The sequence below is a fragment of the Spirosoma sp. KNUC1025 genome (genome assembly GCF_045160025.1).
Classification (GTDB): Bacteria; Bacteroidota; Bacteroidia; order Cytophagales; family Spirosomataceae; genus Spirosoma.
Map to the genome: position 1 here is coordinate 2,396,420 of NZ_CP087139.1, position 17,340 is coordinate 2,413,759.

The 17,340-nt window shown below is 49.1% G+C and carries 13 protein-coding genes and 3 pseudogenes; 7 read left to right on the forward strand and 9 right to left on the reverse strand.

Features of this window, described 5'->3' with window-relative positions; genetic code table 11:
* Nucleotides 1-18: 18 nt before the first annotated feature.
* From LN737_RS10395 to LN737_RS10415, 5 genes and pseudogenes are all read left to right on the forward strand, one after another.
* Nucleotides 19-1,704, forward strand: coding sequence for a RagB/SusD family nutrient uptake outer membrane protein (locus LN737_RS10395; protein ID WP_405518575.1), 1,686 nt, complete (start codon nucleotides 19-21; stop codon nucleotides 1,702-1,704).
* A gap of 165 nt (nucleotides 1,705-1,869) precedes the next feature.
* Nucleotides 1,870-3,284, forward strand: a pseudogene (locus LN737_RS10400) (Gfo/Idh/MocA family oxidoreductase).
* 59 nt (nucleotides 3,285-3,343) lie between these two features.
* Nucleotides 3,344-4,694: pseudogene (locus LN737_RS10405) on the forward strand (putative oxidoreductase C-terminal domain-containing protein).
* Nucleotides 4,695-4,764: 70 nt separating this feature from the next.
* Nucleotides 4,765-5,937 carry a Gfo/Idh/MocA family protein gene (locus LN737_RS10410; RefSeq protein WP_405518577.1) on the forward strand — a complete coding sequence of 391 codons (1,173 nt, stop codon included), beginning with the start codon at nucleotides 4,765-4,767 and terminating at the stop codon, nucleotides 5,935-5,937.
* Nucleotides 5,938-5,959: 22 nt separating this feature from the next.
* Nucleotides 5,960-6,796: a ThuA domain-containing protein gene (locus LN737_RS10415; RefSeq protein ID WP_405518579.1), complete on the forward strand. Its 837-nt coding sequence runs from the start codon at nucleotides 5,960-5,962 to the stop codon at nucleotides 6,794-6,796.
* A gap of 20 nt (nucleotides 6,797-6,816) precedes the next feature.
* Here the strand turns inward: LN737_RS10415 and LN737_RS10420 are convergent, their stop codons facing one another.
* The 3 genes and pseudogenes from LN737_RS10420 to LN737_RS10430 all read right to left on the reverse strand — a co-directional run bounded on the left by LN737_RS10420 (nucleotide 6,817) and on the right by LN737_RS10430 (nucleotide 8,835).
* Nucleotides 6,817-7,680: a hypothetical protein gene (locus LN737_RS10420; protein WP_405518581.1), complete on the reverse strand. Its 864-nt coding sequence runs from the start codon at nucleotides 7,678-7,680 to the stop codon at nucleotides 6,817-6,819.
* Between the two features lie 206 nt (nucleotides 7,681-7,886).
* Nucleotides 7,887-8,216, reverse strand: a pseudogene (locus LN737_RS10425) (Gfo/Idh/MocA family oxidoreductase); the annotation flags it as partial.
* A 10-nt stretch (nucleotides 8,217-8,226) separates the two neighbouring features.
* Complete coding sequence (locus LN737_RS10430; protein ID WP_405518583.1) at nucleotides 8,227-8,835, reverse strand: Gfo/Idh/MocA family protein; 609 nt, start codon at nucleotides 8,833-8,835, stop codon at nucleotides 8,227-8,229.
* A 100-nt stretch (nucleotides 8,836-8,935) separates the two neighbouring features.
* Here LN737_RS10430 and LN737_RS10435 point away from each other — a divergent pair, with 100 nt between their 5' ends.
* Nucleotides 8,936-9,124: a hypothetical protein gene (locus tag LN737_RS10435; protein WP_405518585.1), complete on the forward strand. Its 189-nt coding sequence runs from the start codon at nucleotides 8,936-8,938 to the stop codon at nucleotides 9,122-9,124.
* Nucleotides 9,125-9,702: 578 nt separating this feature from the next.
* Here LN737_RS10435 and LN737_RS10440 read toward each other — a convergent pair.
* The 4 genes from LN737_RS10440 to LN737_RS10455 form a co-directional block, all read right to left on the reverse strand.
* Complete coding sequence (locus tag LN737_RS10440) at nucleotides 9,703-10,491, reverse strand: alpha/beta hydrolase (RefSeq protein WP_405518587.1); 789 nt, start codon at nucleotides 10,489-10,491, stop codon at nucleotides 9,703-9,705.
* Nucleotides 10,492-10,653: 162 nt separating this feature from the next.
* Entirely contained in the window at nucleotides 10,654-11,241 is a 588-nt protein-coding gene (locus LN737_RS10445) for a Crp/Fnr family transcriptional regulator (RefSeq protein ID WP_405518589.1), read from the reverse strand.
* 50 nt (nucleotides 11,242-11,291) lie between these two features.
* Entirely contained in the window at nucleotides 11,292-12,182 is an 891-nt protein-coding gene (locus tag LN737_RS10450; RefSeq protein WP_405518591.1) for an alpha/beta hydrolase, read from the reverse strand.
* A gap of 96 nt (nucleotides 12,183-12,278) precedes the next feature.
* Nucleotides 12,279-12,935, reverse strand: coding sequence for a hypothetical protein (locus LN737_RS10455; protein ID WP_405518593.1), 657 nt, complete (start codon nucleotides 12,933-12,935; stop codon nucleotides 12,279-12,281).
* Between the two features lie 297 nt (nucleotides 12,936-13,232).
* Here LN737_RS10455 and LN737_RS10460 point away from each other — a divergent pair, with 297 nt between their 5' ends.
* Nucleotides 13,233-15,029 (forward strand): peptidase, encoded by a 1,797-nt coding sequence (locus LN737_RS10460; RefSeq protein WP_405518595.1) that lies wholly within the window; start codon nucleotides 13,233-13,235, stop codon nucleotides 15,027-15,029.
* A 228-nt stretch (nucleotides 15,030-15,257) separates the two neighbouring features.
* Here the strand turns inward: LN737_RS10460 and LN737_RS10465 are convergent, their stop codons facing one another.
* The gene (locus LN737_RS10465; RefSeq protein WP_405518597.1) at nucleotides 15,258-15,806 is read right to left on the reverse strand and encodes a hypothetical protein; all 549 of its coding nucleotides are present in this window, start codon (nucleotides 15,804-15,806) and stop codon (nucleotides 15,258-15,260) included.
* A gap of 191 nt (nucleotides 15,807-15,997) precedes the next feature.
* Entirely contained in the window at nucleotides 15,998-17,305 is a 1,308-nt protein-coding gene (locus tag LN737_RS10470) for an amidohydrolase family protein (RefSeq protein ID WP_405518599.1), read from the reverse strand.
* Nucleotides 17,306-17,340 lie beyond the last annotated feature (35 nt).

A 17,340-nucleotide genomic window follows, 5' to 3' on the forward strand; every position in this document is an offset into this window, starting at 1 on the left:
AACTTAAGATTTAAAAAAATGAAATCAGGATTTTCACATAAATCACTCCGGATTCTAGCCCTGACTGCTCTGTTGTTTAGTGGTCAGGCTTGTAAGGATATACTGGATGAAAAAGTCGTTTCCGCTATCGGGAACGATTACATCAATACCCCAAAAGGCTTTGAAGATGCCAGCAAAGCGGCTTATTCGTCGCTACGGAATTTTTATGCTTCAGAACGGGGGCTGACTATGACCGAATATGGCACCGATATATACCAGGCCGGGGCCGACGGGAGTTATAAAGGGTTTCACTTTTACGATACCCAGATGAATAGTTTCGTTGATATCATCCAGCAGGTTTGGGAAGAGTTGTATAAAGGAATCAACACCTGTAATGCTGTAATCGAACGCGCTCCGGCGGCTACCGTTACGGATGCTATCAAAAAATTGCGTGTAGCGGAAATGAAGTTTCTGCGGGCGCATTACTATTTCATTCTGACTCAGCAGTTCGGCGGAGTCGATCTACGATTGACGGAGACACTGGGCCCCACGAAAATAACCAAACGGGCAACGGAAGCGGAGATGTATAAGCAGATCACGGCCGATCTTGAAGCGGCTATCCCCGATTTAGACCCGAAGATCAGATCGGCCGATTATGGCCGGGCTACTAAAGCGGCTGCCGAGCATTTGCTGGCGCGTGTGTATCTGACCAAAGCCACCTCGTCGGCTAAAGCGGCTGATGATTACGCCAAAGCAGCTACCTACGCCCAGAACGTAATTGCCAATTATGGCTTTAAACTGTTGCCCGATTTCGCGAGTGTGTTTGCGCAGGGAAGCGGAGAGATCAATGACGAGGTCATCTTTGCCGTCCAATACACGTCTGACCCATTGACCAACATCAATTCAGCCAATACTAACAATGGTGATGGAAATAAGCTGCACCTGTATTTTGGGATGCAGTACGATGTACAGCCCGGCATGAAGCGGGATATTGCCAATGACCGCCCCTTTAAACGGCTACGCCCAACAAAATACCTGCTGGAAACGGTATTCGCTGACCGGGTAAACGACTCGCGCTATAAGAAAACGTTTAAGGATACCTGGCTGAGCAACAACCCCGGCACGAACTTGAATACGTCATTCGACAATAGTAAGGCTAAGATGACCTTGAAGGCCGGAGATACGGCTATCTTTATTCCGGGTGTTGAATGGACGCTGGCGCAGCGTGCCGCCAAACCTTATCAGGTTCTGGTGCCGAGTGCCTATACAGCCGCGCTCTTTCCGACGCTGCAAAAATTCCTTGATCCGTTACGGCCCGATCTGACCTACGAACAGGGGAGCCGCGATTACCTGGCCTTCCGCCTGGCTGAAACATATCTGATTCTGGCTGAAGCTCAGTTCAGGCAGGGCAAAACAACGGAAGCAACTGCCGCCATCAATATGGTGCGTCGGCGGGCGGCCTGGCCTGGCAAAGAGGCTGCTATGGAAATCACCCCGGCACAACTGGATATGGAGATGATTATGCAGGAACGTGCTCGCGAACTGGCTGGCGAACAAATGCGGTGGATGGATCTGAAACGCTGGGGTAATCTGGTTGAACGGGTTAAGTTATATAACCCCGATGGCGCTGCGAACGTAAAAGAAACCCACAATCTGCGGCCAATTCCACAAACACAGATCGACCGGACAGAGAACAAAGAGTTCAAACAAAACGATGGATTCTAATAAGTAAATAATTGAGCAACTAAAAGATTGAGTGACTGCATGATTGAATAATGCCCAGACAACAATTCGATCATGCAGTCACTCAATCTTTCAGGATTAGTAGAAAATCGTAGGGTTGACTTTGATTAATACAGACGATCAACACCTCATTAATTCCAACGGTTTATGGCATCTGAAACAAATCCAACGGTTTCCCGGCGGAAATTTCTTGATCTGGCGGCAAAAGGGACGCTGGCATCAACCGCACTTATCAGTGGATTTCCCACCATCGTACCCGCTTCGGTATTCGGGAAAAATGCACCCAGCAACCGCATCAACGTAGCGGCTATCGGTACCGGACGTATCTCGCGCGGGCACGACATGCCGGGTGTCTGGCAATACGATAACGCGCTGATTATGGCCGTCTGTGATCTGGACAGCAACCGGGCAAACGATGCCAAACAGCTCGTCAATGAATACTACGCCAAAAAAGTGGTAAAGCGTACGATGGCGTTCGGGTCTATACCGATTATCGGGAATTACTGCTCAATAAGGACATCGACGCTGTACTTGTCAGTACGCCCGATCACTGGCACGCGCCTATTGTGGTCGATGCCGTACGGGCTAAAAAAGATGTGTACATGCAAAAACCAGCTTCGTTGACCATTGCCGAAGGCCGGATGATGGCCGACGCCGTTAAGCAATCGAAGCAGATAGTTCAGGTAGGAAGTCAGCAGCGTTCGTCGGAGCAATTTCGGTATGCGGCTGAACTGGTACGTAATGGACGTATCGGCGAATTGAAAACCGTGTACGTCGGCCTTCCTGGCGACCCATCTGGTGATGAGGAAGCGCAGATGCCAGTTCCGAAAAATCTCAACTACGATATGTGGCTGGGAACAACTCCGGAAGTGTATTATACCGAAAAGCGCGTGCATCCGCAGGTTGGCTACGACCGGCCCGGCTGGCTACGTTGCGAACAGTTCGGAGCGGGTATGATTACGGGCTGGGGGGCGCACCATATCGATTGTGCTCACTGGGCTATGAACACGGAACACACCGGCCCAATCGAAATCTGGGGGAAAGCTGATTTCCCGAAAAGTGGTTTGTGGGATGTCCACGGTATTTTCCGAACGGAAGCCGTCTACGAAAATGGGGTCCATATGGTTGTTAGCAATGAAATTCCCAATGGTATCCGGTTTGAGGGTACTAAAGGCTGGATATTCGTGTCGCGGGGCGATGCGTCGGTAACGGCGAGCGACCCGGTTGCAAAACAGAATGCGGCTAAGAAACTGGATGCCAGCGATCCTAAGATCATGACGTCTGTTATTGGTCCTACTGAAACGCACCTGACCGTCAGCAAAGAGCACCATGGCAACTGGCTGGAGAGCATCGTGAGCCGGAAAGAGCCCATAGCGCCCGTCGAAATTGGTCACCGCTCGTGTACAGCCTGCCTGCTTCATCACGCGGCTATGAAGCTGAACCGGAAACTCTATTGGGACCCTAAGAAAGAACAATTCAAAAACGATCCTGAAGCCAATAAACTCCTGTCGCGGCCACAACGTGCTCCTTACGCAATCAAGGCACTGGCATCTGCGAAGTAATCACTAGTGCTTTTTTTGTCATTTCAATGAAGTTATTACCCACCGCTGGTAGTCTGCTTATGGCTACGTTGATTGCTGCCTGTCAACCATCGAAAAAGAAGACGCTGAAAAAGGCAGTATTCAGCTCATTACGTTAGATCCGGGTCATTTTCATGCTGCCTTAGTGCAGAAAACCATGTACGAAGGCGTTGATTCCGTCGTCCATGTGTATGCGCCCGAAAGTCCTGACCTGCAATTGCATCTCGACAAAATTCAGGCGTACAATACCCGCCCGGACAATCCGACGCACTGGAAAGAAGAGGTCTATAAAGGCGCTGATTTTCTGGATAAGATGCTGGCCGATCGCGCCGGGAACGTAGTAGTGATGGCAGGCAATAACCGCCTGAAAACCGATTATATCCAAAAGACCGTCGATGCCGGATTCAACGTACTGGCCGATAAGCCAATGGTTATCAACGCGTCAAATTTCGATAAGCTGAAAGAATCATTTGCGACGGCGGAAAAAAGAAGGTGCTGCTCTACGACATCATGACCGAGCGGTATGAAATCACGACCATGCTTCAGCGGGCGTTTTCGCAGCAGCCCGACGTATTTGGTACGCTGGAAAAAGGAACGCCCGAAAACCCCGCCGTTACCAAAGAGAGTGTCCACCATTTTTACAAGAACGTATCAGGAAGTATACTCACCCGTCCGGCCTGGTTTATGGACGTAGCACAGCAGGGAGAAGGCATTGTAGACGTAACGACTCACCTCGTCGATCTGGTGCAGTGGGAATGCTTTCCGGCGCAAACCCTCGATTATCAAAAAGATATTAAACTGAACTCCGCCCGTCGCTGGACAACCGACATGAGCCTGAGTCAGTTCAAAGCTATCACCAAACAGAATGCCTTTCCGGATTACTTAAAAAAGGACGTTGTGAAAGACAGCATCCTGAAGGTATACAGCAACGGCGAGATCAACTACCAACTTCGCGGTGTGCACGCAAAAGTGTCGGTTACGTGGGCCTACAAAGCCCCCGAAGGCGCGGGCGATACGCATTACTCGATCATGCGGGGTACAAAAGCCAACCTGATCATTCGTCAGGGAGCCGCTCAGCAGTATAAACCGACATTATACATCGAAGCCACATCGGGAAACAAGAATCTGGAAGCTTCACTAAAAACAGTGTTACCGAAAATTCAGCAGGAATTTCCGGGCGTTGAGGTGAAGAAGATAGCCACCGGATGGGAAGTTATTATTCCCGAAAAGTACAAGGAAGGCCACGAAGCGCACTTCGGTCGGGTGGCACAAAAATACCTCGATTACCTGAAAGCGGGCAGCCTCCCCGCCTGGGAAGTCCCCAATATGATTGCCAAATATTACACAACAACGCAGGCACTAGAGCTTGCCAAGAAAAATAATGTTGACTGATCGAATGATTGAATAACCACTGATTCTCAATCATTCGATCAGTCAACAATTCAATCATTCAGAATTTATCATGAACGAATCACAAGCCAATCGTCGTCATTTTATTAAAGAAACCATTGCCACCGCTGCAAGCCTAGTGGCATTGCCCGCTCTCCCGAACGACGTAATCGGGGCACCTGCCCTGGTTCGCGCTACGTCACTGGGTAGCGATTCTGTACCGACCGGTGCCGCTCGCATCCGGTTTTCCGTCATTGGCATGAACCACGGTCATATTTACGGGCAGGTTGGAGCCGTCATGCGAGGTGGTGGCGAACTCGTTTCCTTTTACGCCAAAGAGCCGGATCTGGCGGCTGAGTTTGCCAAGCGGTACCCCCAGGCGAAACAGGCAAAAAGTGAAGCTGAAATTCTTGACGACAAAAGCATTCAACTGGTGCTTAGCTCAGCCATCGCCAATGAACGGGCTCCCCTCGGTATTCGGGTGATGAAATCCGGAAAAGATTTTATGTCTGATAAACCGGGTATTACTACGCTGGAGCAACTTGCTCAGGTGCGCAAAGTGCAGAAAGAAACCAAGCGCATCTACTCGATCATGTACAGCGAGCGCCTGGAAAACAAGGCAACTGTAAAAGCCGGTGAACTGGTCAAAGCGGGGGCTATTGGCAACGTAATACAGACGGTTGGGCTAGGACCGCACCGGATTGGGCTAACCTCACGCCCGGCCTGGTTTTTCGAGAAAAATCAATTTGGTGGCATCATCTGCGATATTGCTTCGCACCAGTTCGACCAGTTCCTGTTCTTTACGGGTTCAACGCAAGCCGATATTGTGGCCTCTCAGGTGGGTAATCTGCACTACCCGCAGTACCCCAATTTTGAAGATTTTGGGGACGTAATGCTCCGCGGGAATGGGGGCATGGGATACATTCGGGTCGACTGGTTTACGCCGGACGGATTGAAGAGCTGGGGCGACGGCCGACTGACTGTTTTAGGTACGGAAGGGTTTATTGAAATTCGTAAAAACATCGACCCAGCGGGCCGCGATGGTGGGAATCACCTGTTTATTACCGACAAGAAAGAAACGCGCTACATCGATTGCAGCAAAGAAAACCTGCCTTACGGTGAACAGCTTGTCAACGACGTACTGAATCGGACCGAAACGGCCATGAGTCAGGAACATTGTTTTCTGGCGACCGAACTGGCGCTTAAAGCGCAAAAACAGGCGCAACAGATTCACCTCAAAAAATAAACGCACTGAGTAATCGCGGAAAATGAATCGATTAATTGGGGTATTCGTATCGGCTGTGCTGGTTTTTCTGCTGACGGCACGTATCGGGCAGGGGCAGGATGTGAACTGGAAAAAAGTGAAGGTGCTGGTATACACCAAAAACGGCAAAGGGTATGTCCACGACAATATAGCGTCTGCCGTTCAGTGCATTCAGAAACTGGGCACCCAACACGGTTTTAGCGTTGATGCGTCCGATCAGCCGACTGTTTTTACGGAAGAGAATCTCAAACAGTACACCCTGCTGATTTTTCCGAGTACCAACAACGACGTTTTCGATACCGATGCCCAACGCTTAGCCTTCCGCCGGTACATCGAAGCCGGGGGCGGCTTTGTCGGAATTCATTCCGTGATGGGCACCGAACGGAACTGGACCTGGTTCAAACGGATGCTAGGCGGTACGTTTGCCTGGCACCCTAAATTTCAGAAATTCAAAATTGACGTTCTCGATACTCGACACCCTTCCATGCAGGGCCTTCCTAAGACATGGGAGAAAGAAGATGAGTTCTATTTTACCAAAAATATGTCGCCGGGGCCAACGGTCATTATGGCGAATGATCTGACATCGCTGAATCAGGATGAGCCGGAAAAAGTAAAGATGTTTGGGGGTTCATATACCGAACTCTATCCGTCGGCCTGGTATTACAATTTCGACGGAGGATACACCTGGTGTACTACACTGGGGCACGCCAAAACCGATTACGAAAGTGACGCTACGTTTATCAAACACATTTTTCAGGGTATCCGGTACGTAGCGGGCCAGGTTAAGAAACTCGATTACAGCAAAGCCTACGCCGATTCGAGAGACACGCCGATTCGGTAGACACCAACACAGAAGGAATGTTACTGCTGGAAATAATCGACCTTATCGGCATCGATGTTGTTGGTCAGGTTGCTCTCCACCAGCGTACCTGGCAGCACCAGACTATTAAACGATAGCACTCCACTGGTGGCCCCCGGATTTAGCACGCCCGTCAACCCAAAGGAGAGTACATTACCGGCCGCAACGCTCTGGCTGGTCGTCAGTATGTAATAATCCTCATCGCTGGCATCAAAGCTCCAGGCACTGTTCTGCACGGAGCGCCCCGCTACGGACGTAGCATTGGGTTGAAAGCTGAATGGCACCTTTGGGTCTTTATTGATTCTGACGGTGAACGAGCCGCTGGTGGCCACCGAATTGAGTTCAAATACATCGACAACCAACCCAAACGAAGTTGGCCCATACTGGATCGATGGCCGGGCATATAGTATGGGGCTCAGGTCAGGAAGAACAGCGGCAGTCACGACAAACAGCGATTTGTTGCTTATCGAATTGGAAACAAGGTTGTTGCTGGCGTCGACAGTGCTGCCGGTGACAATGGTGAAAGGGCCGTTTTCTGCAGACGAATAAGCGAGTTGCAAACCCGACTCGTTGCCACCATTAAGCTCAGTGGTAAGGTACTGGAGCCGAAGTGTGCCGGAAAACGCCAGCGGTGAACCGAATCGATATGCCCGACCAATACTGCCATTAGGGCTACCCGCGCCGGGCGAATTAATTTTCTGAATGCTATTGTTAGCCACCGTGACGTTAGCAGTGGGCGTGAGAGTCAATCCATCAATAGATACCGACGTACCTGCCAGGATGGTCATGCCATTGCTGCCAACCGAGAGCTGGGCAGAAATCCGGCTTGCTATCAGTAAAGCGAGAACTGTCAAAAAAAAGCGCATACCCAATTATTTACTGGCTAAGATCAGCCGTTAGTTTCTCCTGATATGTATACAACCACCTGGAGCTGAAGTTGGTTAATGGCGATCATTATTTGAAAAAGTTTTACCACTGATAAAGCCCTTCAACATGAGTGAAAGAGCTTTATCAGTGGTAAAACTTGTTTAGCAAACGGACGTGCGATACGTGTTAAGGCTAAACTGGTCGATCAGCTTTCTGTTGGTTCTGGTCCCCGAAATGCATCTTTTTTGTCGATGGTAGCCAGCTTTATCGGCTTTCCTTCTCTAGCCGACTGATAAATGGCTTCCATTATTTTCTGATCCTGAAGGCCTTCTTCTCCGGGTGTAAATGGCATTTTGTTGTCTAGAATACATTCCGAGAAATGGTCCATTTCGGTCGTGAAATGATCTTTGTCCGCAATTTTGTGCTGAACGATCAAATTTTCTTTCTCCTGTGCCTGACTGGTTTCCAGTTGCAGGCCCGTATATGGAAACGCGGGGTCCATTTTAATCCAGCCTGTTTCGGCCAGCACCCGATAGCTTTTCTCATCATGGTGGCCGTAGCTGGTTGCACAACTCGCCTGTACACCGCTCTGGAAATTTCATGAGCCAGTTTACCTGTTCTTCTACTTCTTTAAACCGCGGGTCATCGGGCGTACTATGCACGTACCCAACCACTTCAGTTGGCTCTTCGGCCAGCACAAACCGGATTGTATTCAGGCAATACAGCCCAACGTCGGGGAGGGAGCCGCCACCGGCCAGCGCTTTATTGAAACGCCAGTGTTTCGGGTTGTCGGAGTTCTGACCGTTGTTAGCAATAATTGACTTCACTTTGCCAAACTGTCCTTTCTGGACCATGTCGCGTACCATCCGATTGTGCGGCTCATACTGAATCCGGTACGCAATCATGAGTTTCCGATCTGCCTTTTTGCAGGCATCGATCATAGTCTGGCACTCTTCGGCCGTATTGGCCATTGGTTTCTCACAAAGAATGTGTTTGCCCGCCTGCGCTCCCCGAACCGTGTATTCGGCATGCATGCCGTTGGGCAGCACGATGTAGATGGCTTGCACCTCTTTGTTGTCTTTGAGCTTATCGTAATCGGCATAGCTGTAGCAGCTTTCTTTTTTGATACCGTACTGTTGCGCCACTTTCTGCATTTTCTCGGGCTCCCGCTCACCAGCGCTACTACTTTCGATTTTGTGCAGGCGCCAAACGCGGGTAGTATCTGGTTGAGCGTCAGGTGGCCTAATCCAACCAGTGCATAACCAACGCGCTGATTGGCGGGCATGGGCGTGGGGGTATTGCCTTCCTGTTGCTCTGTTTTGGCTTTTATCTGCTCCAACTCAATGGGTTTCTGCTGATCGGCGGGTATGTCGGCAGGGGGCGAGGTGGCAGGCAATTTCGGAACAGGGCCGCCGGATGGGTTCGTCGGGGTTGCAGACATAGCAGATTCTGGTTTTTTCTCACAGGCTGCCAGCGTAGCGCCAATTGCACCGACGGCCAGACCTCGGCTCGTAAGCTGAAGAAAATCCTGTCGCGATACGCGCATGGCTGCTGGTTGATCGAGTAAATAGTCGACAAAGCGATGAATCGGTTTCATAACGTAATGCGTTTACTCAGCAACCGATTGTAAAAAGGAGTTGTTTGGAAGAGTTAGGCAATCGCCTGACAATCCAGAATTTACATTCTACGGATGTATATCATAGATTTCAGCGTAGCAGCAGTGCTGGCACCGTTGGTTTACAAGCCGGAAAGTTGGGTGCGGGTTTATTGGCTTCGTCAAAAGCTTCCTATTGGTTAGGGCCTAAAACGCCGGGCAATACGCCCAGTGTGGACTCGTCATAAGTGGGGTGCCTTGTTCCCGGATTTCAATTTGGTCGGTAGCCCGTGGCTGCCTCAGAAGAGGGCGAGTTACTTTCTAAGGTTTCACGCGGTTTTGAATGGCAACGGGCCAAAGCCATAAAGAAATAGAGTACCTTTCCGACGATTGAATCGTTCGGAAAGGTACTGATTATCAGTTTGTGTTACGCATTTTTTGCCAGCCAATCCAGAATGTAATCAGCATCTTCTTTCCAGGTTGGCTGTCCAACCACAAAGTGATTACGTCCTTCAAACTCTTTATAGTCCAGAACAGAACCGCTGTTTTTATACGCTTCAAAATTCCGGTGATTCAGGTGAGCCGGAATAATATTGTCGATGCTGCCTGAAGTGAGCAATAATGGTGCATGGGGTTTCTCAAAATCTACATGTGCAGCGCTGGTCAAACCTCCTCTGGCTACTTTTTTCGACTCCGGAATTGTGTTCTCATCATACGCTTTCTGCTGCTCTGCCAGGGGCATCTCATTTACGAAAGCGTACTGCCAGTCTTCAAACGACATCAAATACGTTTTTTCAAGATCGGTAAATAACCCAAGTGCTTTCCAGCCTGCTTTCAGAAACGAAAACTCATAGGGAAATACACCCTGCGGAGGAACGGAGTGAATGGCCACGCCAGCAGCGGCCAGGTCCCGATTGACGATGATTTGCGTAATCAACCCGCCCAGCGAATGTCCAATCACAATGGGTTTTTCAGGGAAACTTTTGACAATATCCGCGTAATGGTCGACCAGTTCATCCAGGCTTAAATTCGCCAGGTCGGTATCATGTGGTTGACGGGCTCGCAGTTCGGCGGCCGTACCATCTTTATACGGCCAGGGTGGTGCAATGGTGTTGTAGCCTTTGCTTTGAAAATACGTTTGCCATTCGGCCCAGCCGCTGTTGCTGACGAAGGCACCGGTAACGAATACGACGTTTTTGGGTGAGGAAGATTCCATGGATTACGTTGGTTATAGTTGTGAGAAATGGGAAATCAGTAAAACGTTTGCAGACTATAGAAACAAGCGTGGAGCGCCTGTCTATTATCCGTTTGCCTGCCGGAACAAAAGTCAGCAAGGAAGCGGATAATAAATTTAACCCAGGTTAAAATCGTCGTACGATTACCGACTTGCCATTCGCTTCCGGATGCGACTCAACGACGGTCCCTGAATGCCGAGATACGAAGAAATGTGATAGAGCGGAATCGCGTTGTAAATGTCAGGATGCGTTCGGATTAGCTCCAGATATCGTTCTTCGGGTGTTTGAAAGAGGGAATCTTCCATCCGGCCCATTGCCATCATAAAAGCCCGTTCGGCCACCAGCCGACCGAAATGCTCCCACTGGTGCGATTGCTGATAAAGCTGATTTAGCTGATCGATCTGAATGTACAGAATCGTGGAATCAGCCATAGATTCTGTATGGTAGTTGCAGGACGTTTGCGTCAGAAAGCTTTTATAGGAAACAATGAGCTGATGTTTTGAAAAGAAAAAGACGTTCTTTTCGTCGCCGGTACTTTCATTCACGTAATAAGCCCTGAAAATTCCGTCCAAAATGAATCCCAGGTGTTTACAGACGCTCTTGTACTCATTGAAAAATTCACCTTTCCGATAATGCCTGATTTGCCAGTAAGGTGCCGATAGCAAAAAATCCGGCTCCGTTATGCCGGCAAAGTCCTTCAACGCAAACCTTAACAAGTCGATGTCGTTCATAGTCTGAGCGTTATGAAAAGAAAAGGCAACAGTATGAACTTATTTACTTTTCAGATGCCTGCCCCGACGAATTTAAGTAAGTCTGTATAGATGACGTTGTTTTTCCAGAATAGCTGGGTTACCATACCGATGTGTTTTTTGTCGGGTATCACTTTGAATTGATACGTAACGCCGAGTTCCTGAAGCCGTTGGCCGAAACGTCGGGTGCTGCTGGCAATGCTTGGATAGGTACGTTCTCCGGCGTAGATCAGCATTGGGGGGCTGCCTGCCTTTACGTAGTACATCGGCGATACGTCGTGCCAGACGGCTGGCTTTTTGCCAAACGGGATCAGGTATTTTTCGTCGCCGGGGTACTCCATTTTTGTCAGGTAATCGAACATGTCGAGCCCACCCGGATCGTCGAGAATAGCACCTTTGATGGGATTATTCGATACGCCAAGCTTTTTAAATAGCGCATCGTCGGTGGTTAACAGCGCGGCCAATCCCCCACCGGCGGAATGGCCCATAACAAACAGGCGGTTTGGATCACCCCCGTATTCAGCAATGTGGTTTTGCGTCCAGCTTACGGCTCGGGCGCAATCGAGGGCCATATCCGGCACCTCCACCGATGGTGAGAGCCGATAGTTGATTAGCACGGCCACTATATTCAGGTCAGCCAGACGCCGACCAATATACGCGTATAGATTTTTGTTGCCGCTGTTCCAGGCTCCGCCATGAATAAATACCATAACGGGCCGGTTACCAGTTGAGGGTTTGGTTGGCTGATAAACATCCAGCCGGTGCCGTTCGGAATCGTAACCGGGCGTGCTGGCCGTTACATACGCAATGTCTTTGGTGCGCCGGCTGGAACGGGCAATGGCGTATTCATTGATCAGAAACAATGCCGCAATGACAATACATACTACTACCGGAACCTGCCAGAGCAAACGGGGAAAAAGCATGGAAAACGAATCTTGTTTCGGTGGTTGACTGGATAAGTGGGTGATTCTCTTATCCGCCAATATATACCCGAAAAGCCGAATTCCAGATTCGCTTCTTTACAGTTGCTGACAAAGTCCGTTGTACGTCGCTACCATCTCGCCCAGAAAACGCCAGTCGCGCCGGGTGGCCGTCGGGTAATTGCGAATAAAGAGCGGGCAGTCGCCAAAGAGCCGTTCGTAAACCGTTTCCATCTCGCCCCGTTTAGCGATAAACGGTTCGGTTCCGTTTTTCAGAACAATAAAGCTAAGGTCCTGCTGGTTCGTTTCGAGAACGAAATTACCGAATGTATATTCCGTTTTTGCTTTCCAGCCCGATACGTCGAAGTATAGCGCAATAGCGCCACCGGCAGGTGTTAGCCGTTCGAGCAGCATGGGTTTATCGTGCCGGCGGGGATTCGGAACCCGTTCGAAAACAACCATCTCGCGCTCGCGGGGTATGCTGCCTGTTGAATACGCAAAGCTGGGGATGCGTTGAGCGATCAGCCGTACGTCATCACCTTTCAACTTGGTTTTCGTGTTGTCGGCTGCCCGGATCAGTACGTTGGCGGGTGAGTCGTTCACGAGCGAGCCAATGCGTATCTGGCCGCGGATGGTATCGTTTTGCATGGTCACTACGTAGCCGTCTGTCCACATGGTAATGGCACCCAGCGGCACGTACTGCGATTTAGCGGCAAAGCTGATGAACAGAATAAAGGCGACAAAAAAAGCTTTCATGACGAACTGGCATTATCGATTGATTCACTCAAAACTAGATGCTCTGATTGACCTTCGAAACGGGATGATGGCTGAACCGTAAAAAGCGCGGGATGAAATGAGTAGAACGGACGTTCCAAAGAGTTGTTTTAGTAGTTATTGATGCTTGTAGAACCGTTTGTGTGCGCTCTTTCCACCCCGCCCTGATTTAAAAAGCCTACCGCTTATCCCGGCATAATCCCGCCAGAAACAAGCTTTTTCGGGGACGTTGTAAATTCGATTATCTTGTGAGTTTTCAGGCAATCATTTACAACTTATATGAAGACCTTATGCTTACTGGCTTTGCTATCAACGACACTATTTGTTCAGTCGGTTGTGGCAAAACCAACTCTTCCACTGCTGTATGAAGTCAATCTCAACGACCGCGCCGACGATCAGTTTAAAGTGACGTTGCATGTTAGCGGGTTGACGGCCGATAACGCCATTTACCAGTTTGCGGCTACAGCGCCCGGTACGTATCAGATCATGGATATTGGCCGGTATGTGCGTTCGTTTAAAGCTTTCGATGGGAAAGGCCGGGAAGTGAAAACATCCCAGGTCTCTACAAATCAGTGGAAATTTGAGCAGCCTTCGCAGGTGCGAACGATTCAGTACGCCATTGCCGAAACCTGGGATACGCCCGTCAATGAGCACAAGCCGTATAATATGTGCGGTACGTCTATCGAACAGGATCATGTGCTTATCAACGGTCAGGGCGTGTTCGGATTCCCGAGCGGGATGCAGGCAGCCCCCATTGAAGTAAAAATCGACTACCCGACAGACTGGGGCGTAGGAACAGCACTGGATAAAAATGCAAAAGGCAATTTCCTGGCCTCGAACTACGACCGTATTGTTGATTCGCCCATTCTCCTGGGCCGCTTGTCGAAAGCATCGACGACGGTTGCCGGGGCGCAGGTCGATGTGTATACGTACTCCAAAACCGATAAGATTAAGTCAGATCAACTGCTGAACAACATGCAGGCCATGCTGAATGCCGCCGGGCAGTTTCTCAAGCAGTTGCCCGTAAAGCGTTACACATTTCTGTATCATTTTGAAGATCAGGATTGGGGCGCGTGGGAACACTCGTATAGCTCGGAATACGTAATCCGGGAAGACGAATTTTCGAAGAAACTGGCCGACAACATGACCTCGATTGCGGCCCATGAATTTTTCCACGTTGTTACGCCCCTGAACATACATAGCGAAATCATTCAGCAGTTCAATTTCGTAACGCCCACACCCTCAGAGCATTTGTGGCTATACGAAGGCGTTACGGAATGGGCCAGCGACGCTATGCAATTGCGGGGCGAGATTATGGATTTACCGACTTACCTGGACGAGCAGACCCAGAAAATTGCCTACGACAGAAGCCTCGATACTACGTACAGTCTAAGCAAACTGGGTCTGACCTGCTACACCGATGAAGGGCAGCGGCAGTACGGTAACATCTACGCGCGTGGTGCACTGGTGGCTGGGCTGCTGGATATTCGCCTGCTCGAATTATCGAACGGCAAGCGTGGTCTGCGCGAAGTCATTAATGAACTGGCTACTACCTACGGACCCAACAAGGCATTTCCCGAAAAGGAATTCTTCAGCATTTTCGCCCAGATGACGTACCCCGAAATCGCCGATTTCTTTAACCGGTACGTGAAAGCCGCTGAGCCACTGCCGTTTAAAGACTATTACAGCAAGTTGGGTATTACGTATACCCCGGCCATCCCGACTGGTCAGAAAACGGCCTGGCTCGGTATGCGTCCTACGTTTGTTGATGGTAAATTTCATCTCACAAATCTTGAGGAGCCACTGCGTAAAGCTGGTTTGGCGGAAAACGACGAATGGACTGGCTTCAACGGTCAGCCACTAAATTTGGAAAACATCGCTAAAGTTCAGAGCGATCTAAAGCAGTTAAAGCCGGGCGATACGTACGACATAACTGTACGACGCAATGGCCAGGACGTGACCGTGAAAAGTACGATTCTCGAGAAAGATGAGGTCAAACGGTACGTTTTTGAGCCAGACCCACAGGCTACTCCTCAGCAGCTCCAGCTTCGGGAAATCTGGATGAAAAACTTATAAGCGAAACATTCCTTTTACTCGTGTCGCCGTAGCAATTGACTGTCAGTCAGTGGCTACGGCGACATTTTTGTAGCGTGGGCCGAAATAGAGGGGTTGCTGGCTGGGAAAGAGTATTTGAGTTGTAAAAAACAGGATTGGATGAGAATTTTATATTACCGCTATTCAGGAATTGCGTGTTTCGCCTTAAGCCGCTTCTTCATTGATAGACGTTGAGTTTTCACATTCAGGTCATTGTTTTTCAAAAGCATTTTTATCTAAAACATACCATAATTCCTGGATGGAGCTTATTGTATTTAATGAACCAGAATAGCCTTGGATAAACACGGTTCGATCGAGGTACTTTGCCTGAGCTATCCGTGGGCTATAACAGTTGTAGAGCACATAACGTCGGTTAGCAACAAGGTCATCGATAAGCAGTCCTTCGTTGATCTTCTCGTTCTTGATGATATAGACGTTGGCCCTGGCGATACTTTTTGTCAGGATATTTTGTGGTTTTTCCCGGTCAAGAATGTACTCATATTGCGGTAAGTCGTTAACGTACACTATGGCTCGTATACTTCCATGGGGTTCAAACTTGATAGAAACCTTCGCATTCTTTATAGCGGTCTTATAATCAAGGCTTTCCGGATTAGCAAGTTGTTGGAATTGATCCAGTAAGTGCTTCTGTGCTTCAGCACTGATTTCATCGGTAGCTGGCTGGCATTGCGACAGCATTAGTAAAAAGTTGATCGATAGGAAGCCGATTGCAAGCGTTCTTGAATAAGTGATCCCTTTCATAAATGGAACGGTTATGGGAAATGATAAATCGCTCCAATGTACTATATTTGTAGTTAAAAAACTCAATTCGTAGTTGGCGTATTAAAATTAATTTTAATACGTAATCTTTTTGGTAGAAGCAGGAGTCACGTGTACCCAGTTGAGCGCAGCATCAACAGAAAGATATTGAGATGTAAGAGGAAAAGTGATTGTTATTTTTTAGTGGAATCATAGACGAGTTCCCCTTCATGAAAGACTACCCTGACGGACGACAAAGTCTTCTCAAAGTTATCGTCTAAGTCGCCTTCAAAAGCAACCAGGTTCGCTTTCGACCCCTTTCTGATCGAACCGTACTGGGGAAAAATACCAAGCGCTGTGGCCGCATTACGGGTGGCAAAGCCCAGCACATCGGTTACGGGAATTCCGGCTTCATGATAAGATAACAAAACATCAATAGCGCCATCACCCCGCCCAATGCCTTTAATGGAATTGTAGTAGTCTGAGCCAGAAACAATCATAATGCCCTTCTTAACGGCTCTTTGCAGGCGGTCGTGAAAGGCATTCAGATTAGTGGTTAAGTACTCATCGGCTTCTTTCCCCTTCATACCAATACCGGCTACCAATAACTTCCCTTTTTGAACAGACACATCCGTCGGGACCAAATAAACCTTTCGTTCGGCCATTAAGCTCAGCGTACTATCAGACAAGGAATAACCATGTTCTATTCCATCCACCCCGGCCAAAACTGCGTCTCGTGCCGACTCATCGAACGTAGCGTGAGCCGTAACGGGAATGCCACGGGCATGGGCAGTTGTGACAATGGCTTTAATCTCTTCGGGTGCCAGGACGCGATTATCTGTATTCATACAAACTTTAATGACGTTGACACCGTGTTGGATGTGGTCTAAAACGGCGGCCTCAGCATCAGCTGCTCCCCGGATAACCCGATATTCCTGATCGATGATGAAACTATCGGCTGGAAAAAGTCTGCCAAATTGCCCGCCTGGTGGACTCAGTATTGGCCCTGAAGCATATAAATTCGGCCCCAGGGCTTTATTGGCGAGGAGTAATTTTTGCAGGCGAATGTCCAGGTACTGCCCCGAATTTCCCAGATCCCGAACGGTAGTGATGCCCGCCTGAAGGTGCTGTCTGGCAATTGTGAGGCCCTGCTCAATACGTTGTTGAGCCGGTAGCTTGGATGCCTCCTGAAAGCCTGCTTCGGTCTGTGTTTTTTGCTCAATAAGTAAATGGGTATGGGCGTCGATCAAACCAGGAGTGACTGTACACTGAGCCAGATCAATAACTGTTGCGCCTTTGGGAATAGTCAGTTTGACGCCTATATCACGAATTAAATCATTCTGAATGAGTATTTGCTGGTTTTTTAGAAACGTACGGGTCTGGCTATCATAGAGTTTGCCCACACGTATCAACGTAAGCCTGGATGAAGGTTTTTGAGCACAAACAAGTGTAGAGGAAAGAGTGGCGATGAGTAATCCCAGGACAGCTAGTTTTAAACGCATAGTCTTATTGTATAAGTTGGCTATATAATGACCAG

Coding starts and splice junctions, on each gene's coding strand:
- LN737_RS10460 (WP_405518595.1), top strand. CDS start 13,233: ATGAAGACCTTATGCTTACTGGCTTTGCTATCAACGACACTATTTGTT.
- LN737_RS10470 (WP_405518599.1), bottom strand. CDS start 17,305: ATGCGTTTAAAACTAGCTGTCCTGGGATTACTCATCGCCACTCTTTCC.
- LN737_RS10420 (WP_405518581.1), bottom strand. CDS start 7,680: ATGCGCTTTTTTTTGACAGTTCTCGCTTTACTGATAGCAAGCCGGATT.
- LN737_RS10415 (WP_405518579.1), top strand. CDS start 5,960: ATGAATCGATTAATTGGGGTATTCGTATCGGCTGTGCTGGTTTTTCTG.
- LN737_RS10440 (WP_405518587.1), bottom strand. CDS start 10,491: ATGGAATCTTCCTCACCCAAAAACGTCGTATTCGTTACCGGTGCCTTC.
- LN737_RS10395 (WP_405518575.1), top strand. CDS start 19: ATGAAATCAGGATTTTCACATAAATCACTCCGGATTCTAGCCCTGACT.
- LN737_RS10445 (WP_405518589.1), bottom strand. CDS start 11,241: ATGAACGACATCGACTTGTTAAGGTTTGCGTTGAAGGACTTTGCCGGC.
- LN737_RS10465 (WP_405518597.1), bottom strand. CDS start 15,806: ATGAAAGGGATCACTTATTCAAGAACGCTTGCAATCGGCTTCCTATCG.
- LN737_RS10450 (WP_405518591.1), bottom strand. CDS start 12,182: ATGCTTTTTCCCCGTTTGCTCTGGCAGGTTCCGGTAGTAGTATGTATT.
- LN737_RS10410 (WP_405518577.1), top strand. CDS start 4,765: ATGAACGAATCACAAGCCAATCGTCGTCATTTTATTAAAGAAACCATT.
- LN737_RS10455 (WP_405518593.1), bottom strand. CDS start 12,935: ATGAAAGCTTTTTTTGTCGCCTTTATTCTGTTCATCAGCTTTGCCGCT.
- LN737_RS10430 (WP_405518583.1), bottom strand. CDS start 8,835: ATGCAGAAAGTGGCGCAACAGTACGGTATCAAAAAAGAAAGCTGCTAC.